A 16,137-nucleotide genomic window follows, 5' to 3' on the forward strand; every position below is an offset into this window, starting at 1 on the left:
TGGCGGCGGCGGACCACTCCCGCCGCCGGAGCAGTGCCCCGCCGCGGGCCAGCGCCTCGGGTGCCGCGGCACCCCAGGCGTGCCAGAACCCGAGCGAGCCGGTCCAGGGCAGGACCGCGCCGAAGGGCCAGCCCCTCGAGGGATCGGTGGCCATCGCGGCCACGCCTTCGCCGTAGGTCTGCAGCGCGGCGCGGCTGCGGGAGTCGCCGACCTCGGCCGCGGCGGCGAGGCCGAGCATGGCCTCGGCCGTCGCATCCGCGCCACCGGCGATCAGCCAGGCGGGCAGCCTGCGACCGTCGCTCTTCACCCATCGCCCCGCTCGGGAGAGCGACTCGCGGCGCAGCGCATCCAGGCACAGGTGCAACCGCTCGCGCAGGAACACCGCGAACTCGGGATCCTCGCGACGGAAGGCCGCGTAGCCCTCACCGAACGCCCAGACGCTGCGTGCCAGCCAGTAGGACTCGGCGGAGTCGGACGGATCGGGCAGCTCGACCGGGATCGCGCTCGGGGTCAGCGTGCCGTCCTCCTGCTGCCACAGGACCACGCGCCCGGCGTTCGGCCCCGACGTCGTCTGCAGGAACGCCAGAGAGCGGAGGACGTCCTTCGCCTCGTCGCGGCTCTGCGTGTCGCGCGTCGCCTTCCAGTCGCGGAGGAACACGATCGCCGCGCGCGCGATGTCGTCCGCGTTGTACGCTCCCTGCGACCAGTACCCCGTCGCTGCGTCGAGGGTGCCACCGCCGACCGGGCGGTACCCGCCTGCTCCATCGGTGTCCGCGTAGGTCCAGGGAGCGCGGACCGTCGGCTTCGCCTCGATGCCGAACGTGGTGTGCGTCGCGCTCGCCGTGACCGGGACCTCCGCGAGGAGGAATCGCAGGTGGGCGAGGTTCGTCAGCCTCCGCCGGTGCGGGCCACCGAGCCGGACAGCCGAGTCGGGCGTCACGGAAGCGGCGACGGCCGACTCCGCGGGGACGAGAGCGAGGGCGGACGCCGTCGCCGCAAGGGTCAGGAACGTGCGTCGTGAGGTCTCCATGGCGTCACTCTCCGGCTTCCGTGCGCGAGGCGGCATCGGTGCGCAGTGCCCGTCCCCAGGGCTGCGCGGGGTCGTGGATCGCCACCGCGAGGGTCGTGTCGGACTGGCCGTAGTACGCGAACCACTTGCCGTGGAACTTCACCAGCCCCTCCACGAAGGTCACGTTGGAGACGAGTCCGTGCGTGTCCTCGAACGTCTGCGGGCGCAGCCAGGGCTCCTGCAGTCGCGCGATGACACGCGTCGGCTCGTCGGGGTCGATCGCGATCTGCCCGCAGCGGTAGTCCACCTCCACCGTGCCGTCGTCGTGCACGGTGCGGGTGGCACCGTTGGTGAGGAAGAGCAGCAGCCCGTTGTCGGTCACCACGGGAGAGGCGCCGATCTCGACGAGCGCCTCGTCCCAGGTGCCGGGCGTCGGCGAGTACATCGGCTCGGTGTCGGGCGTTCCGGGGGTCCAGTGGATCAGATCGTCGCTGGTCGCCCAGTAGATCGCGCCCTCGCCGAAGTACATCCACCACGTGCGGTGCATGCGCTGCGGCACGATGACCCCGGCCTTCGACCAGTTGAATCCGCGCGGGTCCATGGTCTTGAAGGTGTCGAAGTCGTCGAACAACGGACCGTGCTTGGTCCAGGTGCGCAGGTCGGTCGAGGTGGCCAGGCACAGCTGTGCACTGCGGCGATCCCACCCCGTGTAGGTCAGGTAGTACGTGCCGTCGATCAGCGCGATACGCGGATCTTCGCAGCCGTAGCGTTCGTAGTCTTCGGACGGGGACAGGATCGGCGCGTCCTCGCGGGTGAACGTCACCCCGTCCTTCGACCGGGCGATGCCGATGTGGGAGACGATGTCGTCGGCGTGCGCTCGGTAGAGCAGCACGACCTCGTCGCCATCGACGAGGGCCGCCGGGTTGTAGAGGTTGGCCGATTCCCAGCTGTCACCCCGAGGGCGCAGGATCGGGTTGCTCTCGTAGGGCGTGAACGGACCGAGGGGGAAGGAGGCTCCGGTGAACATGGGGCACTTTCTGTCGGGGATGGGGGCTAGCCTTTGACGGCCGCGCCGAGGTCGGTGGCTTTGAAGAAGCGCTGGAAGACGATGAAGAGGATGACGACGGGGAACGCGAGCGCCGTGGCGCCGGCGAGGATCGCGCCGTTCGGGTTGGCCGTCGACTGCGCCACGTTGGAGATGTAGTTGGCGAGGGACACGGCCAGCGGCTGCAGGCTCGCATCCTTCGTGATGAGGAACGGCCAGAGGAATTCGTTCCAGGGGCCGATGAACGTGACCAGCACGACCGTCACGAGCACGGGGCGGATGAGCGGGATCGCGACCGATGTGAGCAGGCGGATCTCGCCGGCACCGTCGATCCGCGCGGCCTCGAAGATCTCCACCGGCAGGGCCTTGAAGAACTGCACGAAGATGAACACCGCCGTGGTGTTGATCAGGAACGGCAGGATCATGCCCAGATACGAGTCGCCGAGTCCGTAGCTGCGGGTGATCTGCACGTAGAGCGGGATCATCAGCAACTGGAACGGCACCATCTGCACGAGCAGCATCAGCACCCAGACCACGCCGCGCCCCCGGAAGTCCAGGCGAGCGATCGCGTAGCCGGCGAGCAGCCCGAACACGACCGTTCCCAGGAGGACACCCGCCGTGAAGATCAGCGAGTTGACCAGCGAGCCGACCAGGTCGATGCGCGAGTCGATCGCGATGAAGTTGTCGACCGTCCACCCGCTCGTCGGGAACAGCTCGCTGGGGGAGTTCGTCGGGTTCTCCTGGAATGCCCCGACGATCATGAAGTAGAACGGGAAGGCGAAGCCGATGGCCGCGATCGTGAGCAGGATGATGCTCAGGATGCGGGGCAGTGAACGCTTCTTTCGCATCATCGCTCCCTCGTCGCTCGATTGGCCGCCAGCGACAGCATCCCGACGAAGATCACGAGGATCATGCCGATGGCCGCCGCCGTATCGGGGTTCTGCTGTTGGATGCCCAGCTGGTAGATCAGCAGGACGGGGGTGGTCGAGGCGCCGTCCGGGCCGCCGCCGTTGGTGAGCAGGTACGGCTCGGTGAAGAGGTTGGCTCCGGTGATGATCGAGAGGATCAGCACGAGGGTCGTGGCGCTGCGCACCCCGGGGATCGTGACGTGCCGGAAACGCGAGAACACTCCGGCGCCGTCGGTCTCCGCCGACTCGTAGAGCTCCCTCGGCACGTTCTGCAGGGCCGCCAGGTAGAGCAGGATGTAGAACCCGAGCTGCTTCCAAGTGACGTAGAACGCGATCATCGGCATCGCGAGTCCGCTGTTCACGAGCCACGACGGATCCGGGGCGAGCGGGCCGAGGATGGTGTTGATCAGCCCGTTGCCCGAGAACAACAGCATCCACACGCCCACGAGGGAGACGCTCGCCGTCAGGTAGGGGACGTAGAACGCGACCCGGTAGGCGGCGACCCAGCGGATGCCGGTGTTGAGCGCCGCGGCGAGGACCAGGGCGAGCACCGCCGTGAGCGGCACGTTGATGACGAGGAAGATCAGGGTGTTGCGGAAGGATCCGAGGACCCGCGGGTCGGTGAGCACCGTGACGAAGTTGTCGAAGCCGACGAACGGGCGGTCGACCTCGGTGCCGGGTGCCGTGAAGAAGTAGTCGTGGAAGGCGATGTAGACGGCGAACGCGAGCGGATACGCGAAGATCGCGATCACGAACACGAAGTACGGCAGCGCGAACAGCCCGCCGACCGGTTGCGCACCCAGCCATCGGGTGCGCAACCGCTTCTTGTCGGTCACGATGTCACTCGGCGACGAGCTCGTCGATCTTCGTCGCCGCATTCCCGAGGAAGTCGTCGATCGACTCCTTGTCGAAGATCACGGCGGAGGAGTACTCGTCGCGGAACGCCTGCCATGCCTCGACGGAGTTCGGGATGCTGGGGACGTCGGCGGTCTTCTCGGCCTGCTCGGCGAACGCCACGTAGTTCGGGTTCGCGGCGAAGTAGTCGCCGTAGGCGTCGGTGAGGCCGGTGCGCATCGGCATCTGACCGGTCGCCTCGAGCAGCTGTCCGTCGCTCTCCTCACTGGTCGAGAACTTCAGGAACTCCCACGCCGTGCCCTGGTTCTCACAGGCCGTGAACATCGACACGCTCTTGGAGTCGGCGAAGGTCGTGGGGTTGTCCCGGCCGTCACTGGTCGGCACGGGCATGAAGCCGACATCGACGGTGTCGGCGTACGACGGGATGGCCCAGGGGCCGGCGAGCTGCATGGCGGTGGTGCCGGCCGACATCGCGTCGTCGGTCGACGCCTCGTTCGGCGACAGCTTCTCGTCGTAGAAGGTCTTCCAGAACTCGGAGACCGTGCGCCCGGCGTCCGAGTCGAACGTGGCCTTGCCGTCTTCCACCAGCATCGTGCCGTCCGTCTCGGCCAGGTACAGCGGATAGAAGTCGAACCACGGCTGGTAGAACTCGCTGGTCGGAGCGGGCCAGATGGCGCTCTGCACACCGGAGTCGACGATCGCGCGCGAGCCTTCGAGGAAGGAGTCGTAGGTGTTCATCTGCGGGTCTTCGGGGTCGATGCCGGCGGCTTCGAAGAGCGCCTTGTTGTACATGACCATCACGGGGTTCGACTTCCAGGGCAGCTGGTAGAAGCTGCCGTCACTGGCATAGGCGTCGACGTCGCCGCCGCGCTCGGTGATGTAGTCGGCGCCCCCGTCGATCGCGCTGAGGTCGACGAGCCCTCCCTGCTTGACCCAGCCCGAGACCGCGGCGGGGGCCACGTTGTAGACGAGGCAGGGCGCGGTGCCGGCGGTGATCGCGGCGGTGATGGCCTCTTCCGACGACGATCCGGCGGGGATCTCCTGTGCCTTCACCTGCTCGTCGGGATGCTCGGCGTTCCAGGCCTCGACGACGGCGGTGCCCCAGGCGACCTCCTGCTCGTTGTTGGAGAGCCAGATGCTGATGGGGCCGGTGCCGTCGGCGGATCCCTCCCCGCCACCGCCTCCGGCCGAGCATCCGGTGGCGACGAGAGCGGTGGCGCCGATCAGGGCGATTGCGCGGAACTTCTTCATGATGTCCTCCTTGACACTGCGGGGTACGGCTGCGTGGCCGTGGGGTGGTGCGGTGAGTGGTGGTGCGGTCAGGCGTGTGCTGCCGACCCGGTGCTCTCCCGGAAGTGCACGACGTTGCAGTCGACGACCTCGGTGCGCGGCGGCGCTCCGATGATCTCCGCCCGCAGGAGCCGGGCAGCGGCGCGGCCTCGGGCGGCGGGATCAGAGGAGACGCTGGTCAGCGCCGGCGACAGGTGGGCGGAGAGGTGATCGTCGTCGAACCCGGAGATCGCGAGGTCCTGGGGAATCGAGAGTCCCTGTGCGCGTGCATAGGAGAGGCCGGCGATCGCCATGGTGTCGTTCGAATAGAGGATCGCGGTCGGCCGGTCGGGCAGGGCGAGGAGCTCGGCGGTGCGGGCGCGCCCGCTCGCGGCCGTGAAGTCGCCCTCGCGGAGCAGCTCGTCGTCGCCGACCGCCTCGACGTAGGCCTCGGCGCGCGCCTTCGAGTGCACGTAGTCGAGGGGGCCGGAGACATGGGCGATGCGTCCGTGCCCGGCGGCGCGGAGGTGTGCGACGAGCTCGCGGATCGGTGCGGCATCGTCGGTGCGCACGCACGAGAATCCGGTCGGCTGGTCGTAGGCGCCCACCAGCACGGTCGGCAGGCCGAGGTCGTCGAGGAACGGCACGCGCCAGTCATCGGTACGCAGATCGAGCAGGAGCGCCCCGTCGGCCCTGCCGTGGGTGAGCGTGCGGTACGCCCGTTCCTCGGCGTGGCGGTCGGGGACGACCTGGAGCAGGAGTGCCGTCTCGGTCTCGGCGAGCACCGACTCGACCCCGGCGATGAAGGCCGGGAAGAAGGAGTCGTTCGCGATGACCTCCGGGTCGCGGGCGAGCACCACGGCGACGGCGTTGGCCCGGCGGGTGGCGAGTGCCCGTGCGCTCTGGCTCGGGGCCCACTCCAGCTTCTCGGCCGCGGCGAGCACCTTTGCCCGCGTCTCCTCGGAGATGGGGCGGTTGCCGCTCAGGGCATGCGAGACCGTGGCCTTCGTGACGCCGGCTTCCCGGGCGACATCGGCGATCGTCGTGCGGCTCATGCCACCTCCTCGTGGACCCGGCACAGAGATGTACAGCGTGAACCGGTTTGATGAGTGTAAACCGGTTTGATTTCGGAAGTCAACGGTCCTGTCGGCCTTCGAATCACCCAAATGGCGCGACGAAGACGCTGGATACGACCGTTCGCGCGATCCGAAAGCGGAGGGGCGATGGGGTCAGACGAAGCGGACGGTCTGCTGCAGGCGCGTCCGGACGTCGAACAGCTCGTTGCCGCCGATCGCGCGCGCGTGCGGCACACCCTGACGCAGCACCATGGCGAGCGCACTGCGGCGCACCACCACGACCGGGACTCCGCGACTGGTGCCCAGCGGTGTGACGGCCTGGGCGAGGTCGTCATCGGGGAGCACCACGATGGCGCCGCTGAATCGGACGCGTGCGGCCTTGGCGATCGTTCGCATCCGGCGGAGAGCCGCGGTGACGGGCGCCCGCGTGCCGAGGCTCGGTCCGGTGATCTCGCCGCGACGGAAGCCGACGACCCCGCCGAAGTCCTCAGACATCACGCCGTACAGACCCGAGGGGCCCAGGATCACGTGGTCGAGCTTGTCGTCGGCGTCTGCTCCGGCCACGACGTCGTGCCAGACGGTGTAACCCATGCCGAGGTCGGAGACCGTGCGCGCCGTCGCCTCTTCCGCGAGGGCATCGGCGAGGAGGCGGCGCACGTCACGCGGTGCCGAGCGCACCAGGGCGGGGTCGTAGGGGTCGGGCACGTCGACGCCGCGTCCCGCCCATTCGCGGATGAGCGCCAGGTAGCGCTCCCGGCGCCAGCCTCCGGGGTGGCCGTAGGCACGGGCGCGCGGACGCGTGTCGGTGCGAGCGGCCGGCGGTCGCCATCCGCTCCACTCGGCACCGGCATCGTGGGTCACGCCGGTTCGGCGGTCGTAGGCGGCACGGCTCTCGACGGTGCCGACCAGCTCCCACGCGCGCTGCACCTGGATGAAGACAGCGGCGTCGCCTCCCGTGTCCGGATGGGTCTGCCGGAGGCGCAGGCGGTAGGCGCGGCGCAACCCGTCCTCATCGATCGAGGGGTCGACGCCGAGGACCTCATAGGCCGACGCCGAGAGCGGACTGTCGAACATCGCTCTCCCTCCGCGACCGCGGCATCCAGGATATCCACCCGACTGGCTTCCTTCGCGATTCGAAGGGGGTCAGGCGGGCACGTCGACGATGCGCTCGACGCCGAGCACCGGGACGACAGCTCCCGCGGACGCGGCGGCCAGATCGTCGGTGAGTCGAGGGAGCTCCGTCTGCGGGGCCCACAGCTCGAGCGTGGCCGTCGCGGCATAGGTCGGTTCACCGAGCGTCGCGCCGTGATGAGCCGCCCACTCGCGCAGCAGGTTGTCGTAGCGACCCGCGTCGGCGTGCGGCACCTCGAGCGTCACCTGCCGCAGCGCTGCCCTGCGCACGAGGGCCGCCTGGTCGAGGGTCTCCGACACCGCGGAGGAGTATGCGCGCACGAGCCCTCCCGCCCCGAGCTTCACCCCGCCGAAGTACCGCGTCACCACGGCGACCACGTCGGTCAGGTCACGCCGACGCAGCACTTCCAGCATCGGGATCCCGGCCGTGCCCGAGGGCTCCCCGTCATCCGACGACCGGGCCTGATCGCCGAGCAGGCCGGTGACCATCGCGGTGCAGTTGTGGTTCGCGTCCCAGGCCCTCTTGCGGATCCCTGCGATCACCGCCTCCGCCTGCTCGACCGAGGTCACGGGCTCGACGTGCGTGAGGAAGCGCGACTTGCGGATGACCGTCTCGTGCGTGACCGCGGCGGCGATGGTGGCGGGATAGCTGCGGGCGGAGGTCACCCGCCTCACGATACCCAGGCCGGCATTCCGCCCGGAGCGGATCCATCGAAGGGTGGAGACCCGTCTCCGCCCCGCGCGCGATCCACGGGGGAGTCGCGGCGGCTGGACTGGATCCATGCTCCGCACCCTCCGCTCCCTCCCCCTGTGGCTCACCTCTCGTCGCGGCGCGTGGGTCTCCCTGCTGATCGCGGTGATCGCCTTCACCGCCCTCCTCGGTGCGCTCGGACGGGCGTCGCTCCCCGCCGGCACTGACGTCGCCCCGCCCGACTCGGAATCCGCACAGGCGGCGATGCTCGCCGAACAGTTCCCCGACGCGGACGAGCACACGGTGCTGCTGGTCGCGGCCCGTGACGACGGCGGGGAGCTCCGCGACGCCGACCTCACCGCCCTCGGTGCCCTCGCGGTCGACGTCGAGGAGGAGACCGGACACGAACCGCGTGGTCCGATCGTCAGCGACGACGGCGAGGCCGCAGCGATCCAGGCGACGCTGACGCTCGACGGCGGTGATGATGCCGCCGCGGAGGCCGTGCACGCTCTGCGCGACACGGTGGCGGCGCATCCGATCGACGGGGTCGGTGTGCAGGTCACCGGTGGTCCCGCGTTCGGTGTGGACGTCGCCTCCGCGTTCGACGGCGCCGACTTCACCTTGCTGATCGTGACCCTCGGGATCGTCGCACTGCTGCTCATCGTCACCTATCGCTCACCCGTGCTCTGGATGATCCCGCTCGTCGTCGTCGCGCTGGCCGATCAGCTGGCGAACAAGGCGACCGCCGCGATCGGCGCCGGGCTCGGTCTGCAGTTCGATTCCGGCATCGTCAGCGTGCTCGTGTTCGGAGCCGGGACGAACTACGCCCTCCTGCTCATCTCGCGCTATCGCGAAGAGCTCGCCCGTGAGGCCGATCACCGCCGCGCCCTGGTCGCCGCGTGGCGGGCCACCGCTCCGGCGATCGTCGCCTCGAACGTCACCGTGGTCCTGGCGCTGTCGACGCTGGCCCTCGCTGTGATCCCGGGCACGCGGGGGCTCGGTATCGCCTCGGCCGTCGGACTCCTGATCGCGCTCGCCGCCGTGCTGCTGGTGCTCCCGCCGGCGCTCGCCGTGTGCGGTCGTCGGCTCTTCTGGCCGTTCGCGCCGCGCGTGGGCGACACCGCCGTCACGGGGCGCGTGTGGGGCGTGGTGGCACAGCGCGTGTCCCGTCGCCCGTGGGTGCCTCTGGTCGGCGGCCTCGCGCTCCTCGGTGTTCTCGCCGGCGGTCTGGCCGGGGCATCCGTCGGGCTCACCCAGGTCGAGAAGTTCCGGGTCGCGTCGGAGTCCGCCGCGGGGCTGACGACGCTCGGGGATCACTTCCCCGCAGGAGAGGCGCAGCCGATGGTCGTGATCGGAGGGACGGCGGAGGCCGAGGCGCTGGCCGCGGCGATCGACGACGTGCCGGGTGTGCTGCGGGTGGCGGCCACGGGCGACAGCAGCGACGGCGCGCTCACCCGACTGCTCGTCGTCGGAGAGCCGGCACCGGGCACGACCGAGAGCCTCGATCTGGTCCGTGGCGTGCGAGAGGCCGCGGCGTCGGTGCCGGAGGCGGATGCCGCGGTCGGGGGGCCCGTCGCCGCAGATCTCGACGCGCGCGACGGCAATCAGCGCGATCTGCTGCTCATCGTCCCGCTCGTGCTCGCGGTCAGTCTGCTCGTGCTCATCGTGCTGCTGCGCTCCCTGGTGGCACCGGTGCTGCTGCTCGCGGTGAACATCCTCAGCGCGGTCGCGGCGATCGGTGCGGGCACGTGGCTGAGCCGGGTCGTGTTCGGATGGGAGTCGCTCGACCTGCAGGTGCCGCTGCTGTCGTTCCTGTTCCTCGTGGCGCTCGGGATCGACTACACGATCTTCCTCGTCCATCGCGCCAGGATCGAGGCGCAGACGGTCGGGACGCGGCAGGGGATGGTGCGAGCGGTCACGGCGACGGGTGGGGTGATCACCAGCGCCGGAGTCGTGCTCGCGGCGGTGTTCGCGGCGCTCGGGTTGCTGCCCCTGGTCACGCTCGGACAGATCGGGCTCATCGTCGGGATCGGGGTGCTCGTCGACACCTTCGTCGTGCGCACCCTGGTGGTCCCTGCGTTGTTCGCCCTCGTCGGCGAGCGGATGTGGTGGCCGCGGAAGGTCGGGGGCGCCGGATCCCGCGCCGATCGACACGGAGACCACCCGCGCGGGGGAGAATACGAGGATGCCGCAGTCGCCGTCCCCGCAGACGCGGGCTGAGCGTCCCGGCCGCGTCGACCCCGCGGCCGGGATCCGCGCGCCGCGCACGTGGGCGAGCCTGGTCGGGTCGATCCGGATCGGCCAGGCCGTCATCACGGTCGTGCTGGTCGCGATCGGCGCCTGGCGTGCGGCCGCCGACGGCGTCCCGCTGCCGTGGGTGCTCGCCCTCTCGCTCGTCTTCCTCGGCTGGTACGGCGGCGGCCTGCTGCTGGGCGAGCGGACCTCCGACCGTCGTCTGGCGACCTGGTGGCTGCTCGGGCTGACGCTCATCTGGCTCGGTGCGGTCGTGGTCTCTCCGGAGTTCGTGTGGCTTGCGTTCCCGCTGTGGCTGCTCGCCGGCTTCGTGATGCGCCTGCGGTGGGCGCTGCTGCTGAGCGTGGTGGTGCTCGCCGTCGTGGTCACCGCTCCGCTGCTGCACACCGGCACCACGACCTACGCGAACGTGATCGGTCCTCTCGTCGGCGGTGTCTTCGCGCTGGGGATCTCCCGCGGGTACCTCGAGCTCGTGCGTGACGGCCGGGAGAGGCGTCGACTGATCGCGTCTCTCGTCGCGACGCAGGAGGAGATGGCGGCCCTGCAGGACGAGCTCGCCCGTACCCAGCGCGAGTCGGGGGCGAGCGCGGAACGCACCCGGGTCTCTCGCGACATCCACGACACGGTCGCGCAGAGCGTGTCCTCGATCGGGATGCTGGCACGGTCGGCGCTGGAGGCGGACGATCCGGCACAGCGCACCCGCGCGCTCGAACAGATCGGTGCGCTCGCCACGGAGGGGATGGCGGACGCGCGGCGCATCGTGAACGCGCTGATGCCTGCAGAACTCGAGTCCACCGCGCTCGGCGACGCGCTCGCCCGCATGCTCGCACGACTGGCCGAAGAGACCGGGATCGAGGGGACGCTGAACGCCGACGACGACCTCCCGGCGCTCGGCATCGACGCGGAGGTCGCCCTGCTGCGGACGGCGCAGTCCGCTCTCGCGAACGTCCGGTCCCATGCCGAGGCCTCTCGCGTCGTGGTCACCCTGGCCGACGCCGGTGACGCGGTGCGGCTCGACATCGTCGATGACGGGATCGGCTTCGACGCCCGGCACTGGGACACGCAGGGCGGAATCGGCAGCCGGGGCGGGGGCTACGGGCTACGGTCGATGCGCGCGCGGCTGCGGGAACTCGGCGGAGGGCTAGACGTGGAGAGCGCCCCGGGCGACGGCACCGCGTTGTCCGCCCATGTCCCGCTCGGTGGAACAGCACCGTCGCAGCGGACGGAGGGCACGGCATGACCGCCGTACGCGTGCTGCTCGTCGACGACCATCCCATCGTCCGGGCCGGAGTGCGCTCGCTGTTCGACCATCGTGACGACGTCGAGGTGGTCGGGGAGTCCGCCTCCGGCGAGGAGGCCGTGGCTCTCGCGCGACACCTGCATCCGGACGTCGTGCTCTGCGATCTGCGGCTCGGTGATGGCATGGACGGTGTGCAGACGACGGCCGCGCTTCGCGGGCTGGATCCGGCGCCCGCCGTCCTCATCCTGACCACGTTCGACCGTGACGCCGAGATCCTCGGGGCGATCGAAGCCGGCGCATCCGGGTACTTGCTGAAGGATGTGGCACCCGAAGACATCGTTCGCGCGATCCGTCAGGCGGCCGCCGGAGGACTCGTGCTCACCCCGGAACTCAGCGAAAGGGTCGTGCAGGTCATGCGCGCACCGCGGGTGCGGCTGACCGAACGCGAGCTGGCGGTGCTCCGGCTGCTCGACACGGGCGCCTCGAACCGCGAGATCGCGAAGACCCTGTTCGTGACGGAGGCCACCGTGAAGACGCACCTCGTGCACGTGTTCGAGAAGCTCGGCGCCGACAGTCGTGCCCGCGCCATCGCCATCGCCCGCGACACCGGTCTGCTCTGAGCCTTCCGGCATCTCCACCTCTTCCTGGCCTTGCGCAAGCGGCTGCTCCCGGCGAAGTCCGCCTGACCCTGCCTTCGAATCGATTCGATATGCTGGTGTGCACCCCGATCCATCCCCCAGCTCTGCGAGCCGCTCCTTCATGGCCACCTCCCTCACCACGGGCCGTCCGTGGCGCGTCATCCTTGCCTTCTCCATCCCCCTCCTGCTCGGCAATGTGGTCCAGCAGCTCTACCAGTTCGCCGACGCGATCGTCGTCGGCAGGCACCTCGGCGTCACCTCGCTCGCCGCCGTGGGCGCGACCGGCAGCCTGCTGTTCCTGCTCCTCGGGTTCGCCTGGGGTCTGACGAGTGGATTCGCGATCCCGATCGCGCAGGCGTTCGGCGCGCGCGACGATGCCGCCGTACGCCGCTCGGTCGCGACGGGTGTGTTCCTCAGCGCCATCACCAGCGTGATCCTCACGGTCGCGGCGCCGCTGCTCGCCGGTCCCATCCTGGCGCTGCTGCAGACACCGGCCGAGCTCATGCCCGAAGCCACGACCTTCACGCAGATCAGCTTCCTGGGCGCCAGCGCGACCATGTTCTTCAACTACCTCTCGGCGATCATCCGCGCCATCGGCGACTCCAAGACGCCCCTGGTCTTCCTCACCATCGCCTGTGCATTGAACGTCGGACTCGTCGTCCTGATGGTCGGCCCGCTCGGATGGGGTGTGGGCGGAGCCGCCCTCGCGACCGTCGTGGCGCAGGCGGTCTCGGTGGCGCTGTGTCTCGAGTTCGTGCGCCGCCGCCTGCCCATGCTGCACCTCCGCCGTGCCGATTGGCGCATCGGGCGGGACGACATCGCCGAGCACCTGCGCCTCGGCCTGCCGATGGGCTTCCAGGCCTCGATCATCGCGATCGGCACGCTCACCGTGCAGGTGGCGTTGAACACCCTCGGAGCTGATGCCGTCGCCGCGTACACGACGGGATCCCGGGTCGACAGCCTCGCGGTCGCGCTGCTCTCCTCGCTCGGCCTCGCGGTCTCGATGTACGTGGCGCAGAACCACGGCGGACGTCGGCCCGATCGCATCCGTCGTGGTGTCGTCGAAGCGACGTGGATGGCGGTCGGCGCCGGCGTGGTGCTCGGCGTGCTGCTGATCGCCTTCGGTGCGCCGATGGTGCGCCTGTTCATCGGAGAGGGATCCGACGACGTCGTCGACATGGCGCATCGGATGCTGATCATCAACGGCTGCGGCTATTGGGCGCTCGGGATGCTGTTCGTGCTGCGCGGCGCGCTCCAGGGCCTCGGCCACACGCTCGTGCCCACCGTGACCGGCGTGATCGAGTTGGTGATGCGCGTCGGAGCGGCCATCGTTCTCGGCGCCTGGATCGGTTTCGACGGCGTGGCCCTGAGCAATCCGCTCGCCTGGGTGGGGGCGATCGTGCTGCTGGTGCCCGCCTACCTCCGTGCGCACCGGGCGCTCGCGCATCTCCCGGTCGCGCCTGCCGAGGCGACCGAGACCTCGGCGATCGCGATTGTCGGACCGACCGACGGCTCGATGGTCGTGGACGCGGTCGTCACCCAGCCCGTGCGTGTGGTGCGCGCGCGCCGGCTGCGGTGGCCGAGTCGGCGCTGAGGGTCCGCGACGCCACCGTCGTGCCAGTGAGATATCCGTCTGCAGGATGATGTGGATCGGACTTGAGACGGATGGCCTTTCCGAGACACACTTCTAGTGTCGAGGTAGCGGGATTTCCGCTGACGGGGGGTCGTCATGACGACAATGAGAGTGGCCAGCGATCTGGCTGCGGTGATGGTGCCGATCGGTTACGTGGGCGCGGCGATCGCCGCCGCCTGTGCGATCGTGGCGGCGGTCGCGGTGATCCGCGGGTCCGGAGGGCTCGCCGGGGGAGCCGTGGGGGTGTGGATCGTCGGTGCGCTGCTGAGCGTCACGGCGTCGTTCGCCCAGGAATGGACGCCGTTGGTCCTTTCGGGGGCGGCTTTGGTCGGAATGCTGGTGATCGGCGGTGTCGTGCGGGCCATCATGACCGCGGCCGGTGCCGGACGGCCGGCGCGTGAGACGGATGAGGCACTGCCCGCAGCCGTGCCGGTGTCGAGGCCCGCGGTCGGGTCCAAAACGCCGCGCGTGGCGACGTCACCGACGACCGCGTCGATCGCGGTGGTCCCCTGAACGCTCAGCGATAGTCGCGGTCGCGGTGCTGTCCGGTTTCGTCGCCGGATTCCACGCGCGCGGCCTCGCGCCCACGCAGCTCGACACGACGGATCTTGCCGGAGATGGTCTTCGGCAGCTCGGGCACGAACTCGATGATCCGCACCCACAGGTGCGACGACAGGCGCTCGTGGGCGTAGGTGAAGATCGCTCGGGCGGCGTCCGTGTCGGCGACCGTGGTTCCGGGGGTCAGGCAGACATACGCTTTCGGCACGGCCAACCGTGTCGGATCCGGGCTCGGGATCACCGCCGCCTCGACCACGAGGTCGTGTTCGAGCAGCACCGACTCGAGCTCGAACGGCGAGATCTTGTAGTCCGAGGCCTTGAACACGTCGTCGGAGCGCCCGACGTAGGTGAGGTATCCGTCGGAGTCGCGCACCGCGATGTCACCGGTGTGGTGGTAGCCGCCGGCGCGTGACTGCGCCGTCTTCTCCGGGTCGTCGAAGTAGCCCGCCATCAACCCGAGCGGCGGGTTCGTCAGATCGAGTGCGATCTGACCTTCGTGCTCGACGACGGCCCCGGTGACCGGGTCGAGCAGGACGACGGGATAGCCGGGGAGGGGACGCCCCATGGATCCGACCTTCACGGTCTGACCCGGAGAATTCCCGATGCACGCCGTCATCTCGGTCTGCCCGAACCCGTCGCGGATCGTGCCGCCCCACGCATCGCGCACCCGGTCGATGACCTCGGGATTCAACGGTTCGCCCGCACCGACCAGCTCGCGCGGAGGGTGGGTGAGACGCGAGAGGTCGGCCTGGATCAGCATCCGCCAGACGGTGGGCGGTGCACAGAACGTCGAGACGTGGTGAGTCTCCATGACCTGCATGAGGGTGTTCGCGTCGAAGCGGGCGTAGTTGTAGACGAACACGGTCGCCTCGGCGAGGAACGGCGAGTAGAAGCTCGACCAGGCGTGCTTCGCCCAACCGGGCGACGAGATGTTGAGGTGTACGTCGTCGGGGCGCACCCCGAGCCACCACATGGTCGACAGGTGTCCGACCGGGTACGAGACGTGGGTGTGCTGCACGAGCTTCGGGCGGTTCGTGGTGCCCGAGGTGAAGTAGAGCAGGGCGGTGTCGGACGCGGGGGTGGGTCCGACCGGCTCGAAGGTGGCGGGGGCGTCGGCCGAGTCGTCGAAGCGCTCCCACCCCGCGGGGATGCCGTCGCCCACACCGATGCGCAGGATGCCGGGGTCGAGGGTCAGGAGCCGGTCGCCGAGGGTTCCGAGGGTGATGACGGCGCGGGCGCGGCCGTGGTCGACGCGGTACTCGAGGTCCGATGCCGACAGGAGCGTGGACGTGGGGATCGACACCGCGCCGATCTTCGTGATCGCCAGCATCACCTCCCACAGCTCGATCGTGTTGTTCAGCATCACGATCACGTGGTCGCCGCGTCGGAGGCCCAGGCCGGTGAGCCAGGCGGCGACCTGGTCGGAGCGTGTCGAGAGTTCGCCGTAGGTCCAGGTGCGCAGGCTCAGGTCGGCTTCGACGATCTGCACCGCGGGACGATCCGGCTTCTCGGCGGCGACCACGTCGAACCACTCGAGGGCGAAGTTGAACTCGTCGACCTCGGGCCAGGCGAACCCTGCTCGCGCGGCTGCGTAGTCCGTCGCGTGGGCGAAGAGGAAGTCCCGCATCTCGCGGATGCTCTGCGTGGCGGCGGTCGCGCTGCGGCTCATGGTGCTCCCTTGCTCGCGTGTTCCATCTTGTCGCGTGTTCCATCTTGTCGCGTGCGAGTGCAGAAACGCGCCTGACAGCCCCGTCCCCGGCGCACTTTTGATCCCGCAACCGGCGGGGGACGGGGACGGGACGGGGACGGGACGGGGGGTCAGCGGGGGAGG

General features: G+C 69.8%; 13 protein-coding genes and 1 pseudogene. 5 read left to right on the forward strand and 9 right to left on the reverse strand.

The features are described from left to right. The 8 genes and pseudogenes from L978_RS17085 to L978_RS17120 all read right to left on the reverse strand — a co-directional run. Positions 1–1,030 (reverse strand): annotated as a pseudogene (locus L978_RS17085) (hypothetical protein); the annotation flags it as partial. A 4-nt stretch (positions 1,031–1,034) separates the two neighbouring features. Further along, complete coding sequence (locus L978_RS17090) at positions 1,035–2,036, reverse strand: glycoside hydrolase family 130 protein (RefSeq protein WP_047524539.1); 1,002 nt, start codon at positions 2,034–2,036, stop codon at positions 1,035–1,037. A 26-nt stretch (positions 2,037–2,062) separates the two neighbouring features. Further along, a complete protein-coding gene (locus L978_RS17095) occupies positions 2,063–2,905 on the reverse strand; it encodes a carbohydrate ABC transporter permease (protein WP_081997106.1) in 843 nt (280 codons plus the stop codon). Then, complete coding sequence (locus L978_RS17100) at positions 2,902–3,798, reverse strand: carbohydrate ABC transporter permease (protein ID WP_047524561.1); 897 nt, start codon at positions 3,796–3,798, stop codon at positions 2,902–2,904. Before L978_RS17100 ends, L978_RS17095 begins: the two co-directional genes overlap by 4 nt. A gap of 4 nt (positions 3,799–3,802) precedes the next feature. Then, positions 3,803–5,068, reverse strand: a complete 1,266-nt coding sequence (locus L978_RS17105) for an extracellular solute-binding protein (RefSeq protein ID WP_047524541.1) — start codon at positions 5,066–5,068, stop codon at positions 3,803–3,805. Positions 5,069–5,136: 68 nt separating this feature from the next. Continuing rightward, positions 5,137–6,141: a LacI family DNA-binding transcriptional regulator gene (locus L978_RS17110; RefSeq protein WP_047524543.1), complete on the reverse strand. Its 1,005-nt coding sequence runs from the start codon at positions 6,139–6,141 to the stop codon at positions 5,137–5,139. A 174-nt stretch (positions 6,142–6,315) separates the two neighbouring features. Next, the gene (locus tag L978_RS17115; RefSeq protein ID WP_047524545.1) at positions 6,316–7,236 is read right to left on the reverse strand and encodes a DnaJ domain-containing protein; all 921 of its coding nucleotides are present in this window, start codon (positions 7,234–7,236) and stop codon (positions 6,316–6,318) included. A gap of 69 nt (positions 7,237–7,305) precedes the next feature. Next, on the reverse strand, positions 7,306–7,959 hold the full coding sequence (locus L978_RS17120; protein ID WP_047524547.1) for an IMPACT family protein: 654 nt from the start codon (positions 7,957–7,959) through the stop codon (positions 7,306–7,308). Between the two features lie 115 nt (positions 7,960–8,074). Between L978_RS17120 and L978_RS17125 the strand changes: the two genes are divergently transcribed. The 5 genes from L978_RS17125 to L978_RS17145 all read left to right on the forward strand — a co-directional run bounded on the left by L978_RS17125 (position 8,075) and on the right by L978_RS17145 (position 14,261). Further along, entirely contained in the window at positions 8,075–10,204 is a 2,130-nt protein-coding gene (locus L978_RS17125; protein WP_047524548.1) for an MMPL family transporter, read from the forward strand. Further along, a complete protein-coding gene (locus tag L978_RS17130) occupies positions 10,170–11,477 on the forward strand; it encodes a sensor histidine kinase (RefSeq protein WP_047524550.1) in 1,308 nt (435 codons plus the stop codon). The genes L978_RS17125 and L978_RS17130 overlap by 35 nt, the downstream gene beginning before the upstream one ends. Further along, a complete protein-coding gene (locus L978_RS17135; RefSeq protein WP_047524552.1) occupies positions 11,474–12,097 on the forward strand; it encodes a response regulator in 624 nt (207 codons plus the stop codon). The genes L978_RS17130 and L978_RS17135 overlap by 4 nt, the downstream gene beginning before the upstream one ends. Before the next feature lie 139 nt (positions 12,098–12,236). Continuing rightward, entirely contained in the window at positions 12,237–13,709 is a 1,473-nt protein-coding gene (locus L978_RS17140) for an MATE family efflux transporter (protein WP_047524554.1), read from the forward strand. A 135-nt stretch (positions 13,710–13,844) separates the two neighbouring features. Then, positions 13,845–14,261, forward strand: coding sequence for a hypothetical protein (locus L978_RS17145; RefSeq protein WP_156118319.1), 417 nt, complete (start codon positions 13,845–13,847; stop codon positions 14,259–14,261). 4 nt (positions 14,262–14,265) lie between these two features. Here L978_RS17145 and L978_RS17150 read toward each other — a convergent pair whose 3' ends face one another. Continuing rightward, the gene (locus tag L978_RS17150) at positions 14,266–15,975 is read right to left on the reverse strand and encodes an AMP-binding protein (RefSeq protein WP_052193833.1); all 1,710 of its coding nucleotides are present in this window, start codon (positions 15,973–15,975) and stop codon (positions 14,266–14,268) included. Positions 15,976–16,137: the final 162 nt, after the last annotated feature.

The sequence above is a fragment of the Microbacterium sp. ZOR0019 genome (assembly GCF_000800925.1).
Taxonomy (GTDB): domain Bacteria; phylum Actinomycetota; class Actinomycetes; order Actinomycetales; family Microbacteriaceae; genus Microbacterium; species Microbacterium aurugineum.